The organism is Enterococcus sp. 3H8_DIV0648, from assembly GCF_002140655.1.
GTDB lineage: Bacteria > Bacillota > Bacilli > Lactobacillales > Enterococcaceae > Enterococcus_A > Enterococcus_A hulanensis.
The window spans coordinates 2,978,533-2,986,226 of the sequence record NZ_NGLG01000001.1; the positions used below are offsets into that span (position 1 = coordinate 2,978,533).

Sequence of the window (7,694 nt, forward strand, 5' to 3'; positions counted from 1 at the left end):
GAGTCCAACTTTTCGCAGTTAGTTAAGTTCTGATAACGTAGCTACATAATAAATTAAGCTACAGTGACAAGACGTTTAGTTGGATCGTATGCGAAGTGAGGTTAAAAATATTTTCCGGTTTTTGGAAAATATTCACCTTTTCATCGAAGTAGCTGCCAGTTCTACTTCCTGCTTTAGCAGGTTAGTAGAATGGTATGCGTACGAGAATAGTTTCATTTTTCTGTTTTTTTAGAAAAATGATTACCACACCGGAGCTAGCTGCGAGTCCAACTTTTCGCAGTTAGTTAAGTTCTGATAACGTAGCTACATAATAAATTAAGCTACAGTGACAAGACGTCTAGTTGGATCGTATGCGAAGTGAGACTAAAAATATTTTCCGGTTTTTGGAAAATATTCACCTTATCATCGAAACAGCTGCCAGTTCTACTTCCTGCTTTAGCAGGTTAGTAGAATGGTATGCGTACGAGAATAGTTTCATTTTTCTGTTTTTTAGAAAAATGATTACCACACCGGAGCTAGCTGCGAGTCCAACTTTTCGTAGTTAGTTAAGTTGTGATAACGTACTCACATATAAGTTAAGTTACAGTGACAAGACGTCTAGTTGGATCGTATGCGAAGTGAGAATAAAAATATTTTCCGGTTTTTGGAAAATATTAGCCGCCAGATCCACACTAATAATTAATCAAAAGGAGGGTATCGAATGTCTTCATTGCGATTCTTTTTCACCTATTCACGAGAATTTCTTCGCCACTGGGGAAGTTACATACTGTTGATCGTCGGGACCAATATCGTTTTAGAAATGCTGGTGATCCCCATTGTCCAGTTTTTAGTGGCGTTCATTTTAAAGCAAGGGAACATTCCGTATGTTTCCAACACGAATATTCTAACGATCGTAACGAAACATCCGGGTGTCCTAGCAGCCCTGCTGCTGCTTTTGGCACTGGTACTGACATTGGTTTTTCTGCAGTTCACCTTTCAATTGTTCAGTATCAAAAGCATCCAAACGAAGGATAACCGTTCGCTGTGGGAACTTTTCAAGCAATCACTGTATCAAATGCGTCATTTGCGTCCGGCGACATTCTTTTTCTTCCTATTTTATTTTGTATTGATTTTGCCTTTTGCCAATGCGATTTTCCGTACACCATTATTAAGTAAAGTCACGATTCCAGTTTTTATTTTGGACTATCTGAGTGAAAATACCGTGTTTCTTCTATTATTAATGGTTGCTTCTGTGGCTGTATCCTACATTGGGATACGTTTATTGTTTGTGCTGCCGCTGATGATTTTTTCTGACGAACCGCCCAAACAAGCAGTAGCGAAAAGTTTAGAGCTGACCCATCATCGCTATTGGCATTATGCGTGGCGAATCTTTATCCTGACGGTGTTCTTAACGATCATTTCCTATGTAGGCTATGGTCTGAGTTTTGGTCTGCAGGTAGTTCTTGATTCGCTGCCGAAGCCAATTCCTGCAATCGGCGCGATGGTCACCTTGACGAGTATCCAGCTTTTCAGCCAGTTGATGCTGGCATGGGCGACGGTTTTATATTTCAGTGTTCTGGTTCAAAAATTTTATCCCTTGGTGATTAGCGGCGAACGCCCGCTGCGGTTAATTCGTCCAAGTCTATGGACACGGATCGCCGCAGTAGTATTAGTTATCTTTTTAGGCGGGACGACCTTGCTTAGCAACGTCCTTTATTTGACCGGTTTGGGAGATTCGATCCCTTTAACGATCTCTCATCGTGGCGTCGATAATGGCAATGGGGTGCAAAATACGATTCCTGCGATGGCTGCTACCATCAAAGAAAAGCCCGACTATATTGAGATGGATATTCAAGAAACCAAAGATCATCAATTCGTTGTCTTCCATGATAAAAATTTCAGAAAATTAACTGGAAGAGATAAAACAGCTCATGAATTGACGTTAAGCGAAACCCAGGATTTGCAGGCAGTTGAAAATGGCCACGTAGCGCCTATCGCAAGTTTCGACGACTATTTGGCTTTTGCGAATGATCATCAGCAAAAATTACTGATCGAGATCAAAACGAATTCGACGGATTCAAAAGAAATGGTCGATCGCTTCATCGAAAAGTATCAGCAAAATATTTTGACCCATCACCATCGAATCCACTCCCTGGACTATGATGTAGTTACCGAGTTGAAGGAGAAGGCACCAAAGTTGTATGTCAGTTACATCTTGCCTTATAATTTAGTATTCCCGCAGACACCGGCGAATGCTTATACAATGGAAGAAACAACGCTGACAAGCGATTTCGTTCGACGCGCGCATTTAGAAAAGAAGGATGTGTACGCTTGGACAGTCAACGATGATGAAGCGATGGATCGAATGATCTCTTTAAATGTTAACGGCATTGTCACAGATGATCTGCAAACATTGCAGGAACAGATCAAAACATATGAGAAAACCCCTTCGTATGCCAAGCGGATCGAGCTGTATATCAATCGCCTGCCGGCACTGGATGAACGAATCAGCGAGAATTAGGCCAAAGCGAAGAAAATTCATTAAATTTCCATAGAGTTTTCGCAAAAGATTTTCGAACACCTGCCTGCTCTATGGTAGAATAGCTATATATTTCACAAAGGATGTCAGTTCTATTCTCAGCAGTTTCAGGTCGAGATAGGCAACTGTACAGCCAAGCCAATCAAGGCTAAAGAATTAAAGGAGATTATAATGAAAAAACGAGGTTTTGAAGTAACAGCAGCTTATCAAGATAAGAAGATCAACTTGCCAAAGCGGGCAACCAAAAATGCGGCGGGCTATGATTTTGAAGCTGCAGCAGATATCGTGATCCCAGCGGTTTGGAAACAGATCATCCAGCACTTTACCAAAGGTTCTGAAGTATCTGAAAAAATCGTTAAACCTGTATTGGTTCCAACAGGGATCAAAGCTTACATGGGACAAGATGAATACTTGCAATTAGCGAATCGTTCCAGCAACCCGTTGAAGCGTTTCTTAACATTAAGCAACGGCGTGGGCGTGATCGATAGCGATTATTACAATAACCCTGATAATGAAGGGCACATTATGTTTCAATTTTCAAATTTTGGTTTGACAGATGTCCAAATAAAAAAAGGCGAACGGATCGGACAAGGAATTTTCTTGCCATTTCTTAAAGCCGATAATGATGAAGCGGAAGCTGAACGAACAGGCGGTTTCGGTTCATCGGATAAAAATTAAACGAGTGAGGCGAAGGTTTTGGCAAAGAAAACCAAGACACAATTTATCTGCCAAGAATGCGGTTATGTTTCGCCTAAGTATTTAGGGCGGTGTCCTAACTGCGGAAGCTGGAACACGATGGTGGAAGAGATTGAACAAAATCATCCCGAAGATCGTCGCAATCGTGTCAGTATTACAGGAGAGCGTGCGACACCCACCAAACTAAAAGATGTCGTCTTTAAAAAGGAAACGCGAGTTCAAACTGATTTAGCAGAATTGAATCGGGTCTTAGGCGGCGGTGTCGTTCCGGGTTCATTGGTATTGATCGGCGGGGACCCGGGTATCGGGAAATCTACTTTGCTGCTGCAAGTGTCCCACCAGCTGGCTGCGACCGGCGGGACTGTTTTATATGTTTCCGGAGAAGAAAGTGCCCAGCAGATCAAATTGCGGGCGGAACGTTTAGGCTCAAGCGATACTGACTTTTATTTGTACGCAGAAACAGACATGGGCGAGATCAGCCGAACGATCGAAAATCTGAAACCAGATTACGTGATCATCGACTCGATCCAAACCATGACTCAACCAGATATTACCAGTGTGGCAGGCTCAGTCAGTCAAGTCCGCGAAACAACGGCGGAACTATTGAAGCTGGCGAAAACCAATGGAATCGCTATTTTCATCGTGGGTCACGTAACTAAAGAAGGCAATATTGCTGGACCTCGTATGCTGGAGCACATGGTGGATACTGTTTTATATTTTGAAGGAGAACAGCACCACAGCTTCCGTATCCTGCGAGCAGTAAAAAACCGCTTTGGTTCCACCAATGAAATCGGGATTTTTGAAATGCGGGAACGCGGTTTAGTCGAAGTGGCTAACCCTTCCCAAGTTTTCTTAGAGGAACGCTTGGAAGGCGCTACGGGTTCAGCTATCGTCGTAGCCATGGAAGGCAGCCGGCCAATTTTGGTCGAAGTGCAGGCTCTGGTAACACCAACGGTTTTCGGTAATGCGAAGCGAACAACGACTGGACTGGATTTCAACCGGGTCTCTTTGATCATGGCGGTCTTGGAAAAACGCGCAGGCTTGTTGTTGCAGAATCAGGATGCCTACTTGAAAGCGGCGGGCGGCGTGAAATTAAATGAACCCGCTATCGACTTGGCTGTGGCTGTCGCGATTGCTTCCAGCTATAAAGAAAATGGCACGGAAGCGACCGAGTGTTTTATCGGTGAAATTGGTTTGACCGGTGAGATTCGTCGAGTCAACAGTATCGAACAGCGAGTCAAAGAAGCTAGCAAGCTAGGCTTTAAAAAAATCTATCTGCCTAAGAATAATATGGGCGATTGGAAACCGCCAAAGGGAATCGAATTGATTCCGGTGGCGACATTAGGAGAAACACTAAGAAAAGTATTTCGTTAATTAAGGCTGTGTCAGGAGAAATTTCTGGCACACCCTTTATTCAAAAGGTTTTTACCTTAATAATTAATAGAATTTAGGAGGGATGGCATGCAAAAACGTGTGTTGACAGTGATTGTTCTTATTGTTGGGATTAGTTTAGGAGTTACTTTACTACCCGCAGCATGGACAGCAATTGGTTATGCAGACAACATGTGGTTGAATAATTCACTTACGAATGGCCTAATCGGTGCAATTATTTTTTATATTATTTCTTTGGCGATCGTAGAACCAATCACAGTTGGTGTGAAAAAAATTGAGAAACAATTAAACGAACTTAGCTTGACTTATATCTTATTCGGAGTGGTAGGTGCGATCTTAGGATTAACACTAGGATTGATTGGGACGACGCCTTTGTATCAAATACCGATCCCATTCATTAATAGTGCTTTGCCGATCTTGATTATGCTGCTATTGGGCTATTTAGGATTTCGGATGGGAACGACACGGATCGATGAATTGAAAAAATTCTTCACTAGTCGGAACAAAAAAGCGGAGACAAACGATGGTGAAGTTTTAGAACGTAAAGCCGATGATCATTTCCATAAATATAAAATTTTGGACACGAGCGTTATCATCGATGGAAGAATCTACGATATTGCGAAAAGCGGCTTTTTAGAAGGGGTCTTAATGATTCCCAACTTTGTTTTATATGAATTGCAATACATCGCTGATTCTGGCGACAGCTTGAAACGTGTGCGGGGACGTCGCGGGTTGGATATTTTGAACTCTTTGCAAAAAGAGGAAGGGATTGTCGTTGAGATGTATGATGGTGATTTTGAAGATATCAGCGAAGTTGACAGCAAATTGATCAAATTGGCTAAATTGCTGGATGGCGTGATCGTAACAAATGACTACAACTTGAATAAAGTTTCAGAATTCCAAAACGTGGCCGTCTTAAACATCAATGCTTTGGCTAACGCGGTGAAACCAGTCGTGATTCCCGGAGAGAATATGAATGTCTTGGTAGTGAAGGCCGGAACAGAGCGTCAACAAGGGGTCGCTTATCTGGATGACGGTACGATGGTCGTCGTGGAAGATGGCCAGCATTATATGAATGAACACATCGAAGTTGTCGTGACGAGTGCCTTGCAAACAGCTGCTGGACGAATGATTTTTGCCAAGCCTGCTCATTCAAGCCGCAACATTAAAGACGATTCACCTGAGAAAAAGTTAGATTACACGAACGAAAAGGCTGGAAAATAACAGAGCAGCTTTACTAAACAGTGGATTGATTGTACAATTTGTGTTGAGTAGCAAATGATTTTCATTTGTTAAATAAGCGGGAAAGAGGAACTAATATATGTCGAAAATACGTGTGCGCTACGCACCAAGTCCAACTGGACACCTACACATCGGAAATGCCCGAACAGCGTTGTTCAATTATCTATTTGCTCGCCACAATGATGGAGAATTCATCATTCGAATCGAGGACACTGATTTAAAACGAAATATCGAAGGCGGCGAGAAAAGTCAGCTGGAAAACCTTGCATGGCTGGGAATCGACTGGGATGAGTCTCCAGAAAACCCTGGGAAGTATGGTCCTTACCGTCAATCAGAACGACGTGAAGTTTATCAACCATTGATCGATCAACTGCTGATGAGCAACTTAGCATATAAATGCTATTGTACCTCTGAAGAGCTGGAGGAAGAACGTGAAGCGCAACGTGCTCGCGGCGAGATGCCTCATTATGCTGGCAAGTGTGCGAATCTAACACCAGAAGAACAAGCAGAAAAAGAAGCGCAAGGTTTGGAACCTGTTATTCGTTTCCGTGTTCCGCGCAATACAAGCTTTGCGTTTGATGACATGGTCAAAGGTGAGATCAGCTTTGAATCTGACAATGTCGGCGGCGATTTCATTATCCAAAAACGCGATGGCATGCCAACTTACAACTTTGCTGTAGCAGTAGATGACCACTTGATGAAGATCACACACGTGCTGCGTGGGGACGATCACATTGCCAATACACCAAAACAATTGATGATCTATGATGCCTTCGGTTGGCCTCGTCCAACGTTCGGTCATATGACATTAATCATCAATACTGAAACGGGTAAAAAATTAAGTAAGCGTGACGAAAGTATTTTACAATTTATCGAACAGTATCGTGAATTAGGCTATCTGCCAGAAGCGATGTTCAACTTTATTACTTTGTTGGGCTGGTCACCAGTTGGCGAAGATGAGATCTTCTCGCAAGAAGAATTGATCAAGCTTTTCGATACAAAACGATTAAGTAAATCACCTGCGTCCTTTGACCAAAAGAAATTAGAATGGGTCAATAACCATTACATCAAAGCGATGGACTTGGATAAATTAACTGACTTGTGCTTGCCATATTTAATTCAGGCTGGTAAAGTCGAAGAAAATCCAACACCTGAACGTAAAGATTGGGTGAAACGCGTAGTCAGCTTGTATCAACCGCAAATGAGTTATGCAGCAGAAATCACTGAAGTTTCTAGTTTGTTCTTCCAAGATCATCTTGAATTAGATGAGGCTGCTAAAGAAGTTTTAGCAGGTGAAAGTGTTTCGACTGTTTTAGCTGCGTTCAAAGCACAACTGGAAGGGTTAGAAACCGTGGATGCAGCCGGCGTTTTGGCTTCAATCAAAGCTGTTCAAAAAGAAACAGGCATTAAAGGAAAGAATCTGTGGATGCCGATCCGCGTAGCAGTAAGCGGCGTGGTCCATGGACCAGAATTACCAGAAACAGTAGAATTATTAGGCAAAGAAAAAGCCTTAGCACATTTAGATCAAGTAATGTAAACACAAAGAAGAGAAGAAGTAGTAAGCGACGATTTTTCAGAGAGACTGCGGGTGGTGAAAGCAGTCAAATCAACCCTTACGAAATGCATCTCCGAGTGGTCTCAGCGATATGTAGCTGAGGACGGTTCACAGACGTTACCTGTTTCAAGGCAATAACTAATTGCAAACAAAAGTGGGACCACGTAAAAGCGTCTTTTGAGGAAACTCAAAAGACGCTTTTATTTTGCGAGTTGGACTTTTTGTAGTTTGGCATAGTAGAAAGGGAAGACAACATAGTTATCACTTACTATTGATCGCACAGTATAGTCC

5 protein-coding genes and 1 other annotated feature are annotated in these 7,694 nt (G+C 42.5%); all 5 genes read left to right on the plus strand.

From position 1 onward, the window contains the following. Positions 1 to 700: 700 nt before the first annotated feature. The 5 genes from A5875_RS13785 (at position 701) to gltX (ending at position 7,385) form a co-directional block, all read left to right on the plus strand. Positions 701 to 2,500 carry a glycerophosphoryl diester phosphodiesterase membrane domain-containing protein gene (locus tag A5875_RS13785; protein ID WP_088934134.1) on the plus strand — a complete coding sequence of 600 codons (1,800 nt, stop codon included), beginning with the start codon at positions 701 to 703 and terminating at the stop codon, positions 2,498 to 2,500. Between the two features lie 189 nt (positions 2,501 to 2,689). Then, the gene (locus A5875_RS13790) at positions 2,690 to 3,196 is read left to right on the plus strand and encodes a dUTP diphosphatase (RefSeq protein ID WP_088934135.1); all 507 of its coding nucleotides are present in this window, start codon (positions 2,690 to 2,692) and stop codon (positions 3,194 to 3,196) included. A gap of 18 nt (positions 3,197 to 3,214) precedes the next feature. Beyond that, positions 3,215 to 4,588 carry a DNA repair protein RadA gene (gene radA, locus A5875_RS13795; protein WP_088934136.1) on the plus strand — a complete coding sequence of 458 codons (1,374 nt, stop codon included), beginning with the start codon at positions 3,215 to 3,217 and terminating at the stop codon, positions 4,586 to 4,588. A gap of 87 nt (positions 4,589 to 4,675) precedes the next feature. After that, positions 4,676 to 5,830 carry a PIN/TRAM domain-containing protein gene (locus A5875_RS13800; RefSeq protein ID WP_088934137.1) on the plus strand — a complete coding sequence of 385 codons (1,155 nt, stop codon included), beginning with the start codon at positions 4,676 to 4,678 and terminating at the stop codon, positions 5,828 to 5,830. A 97-nt stretch (positions 5,831 to 5,927) separates the two neighbouring features. Beyond that, on the plus strand, positions 5,928 to 7,385 hold the full coding sequence (gene gltX / locus A5875_RS13805; protein ID WP_088934138.1) for a glutamate--tRNA ligase: 1,458 nt from the start codon (positions 5,928 to 5,930) through the stop codon (positions 7,383 to 7,385). Beyond that, positions 7,382 to 7,584, plus strand: a binding site (T-box leader). (Overlaps the previous gene by 4 nt.) Positions 7,585 to 7,694 lie beyond the last annotated feature (110 nt).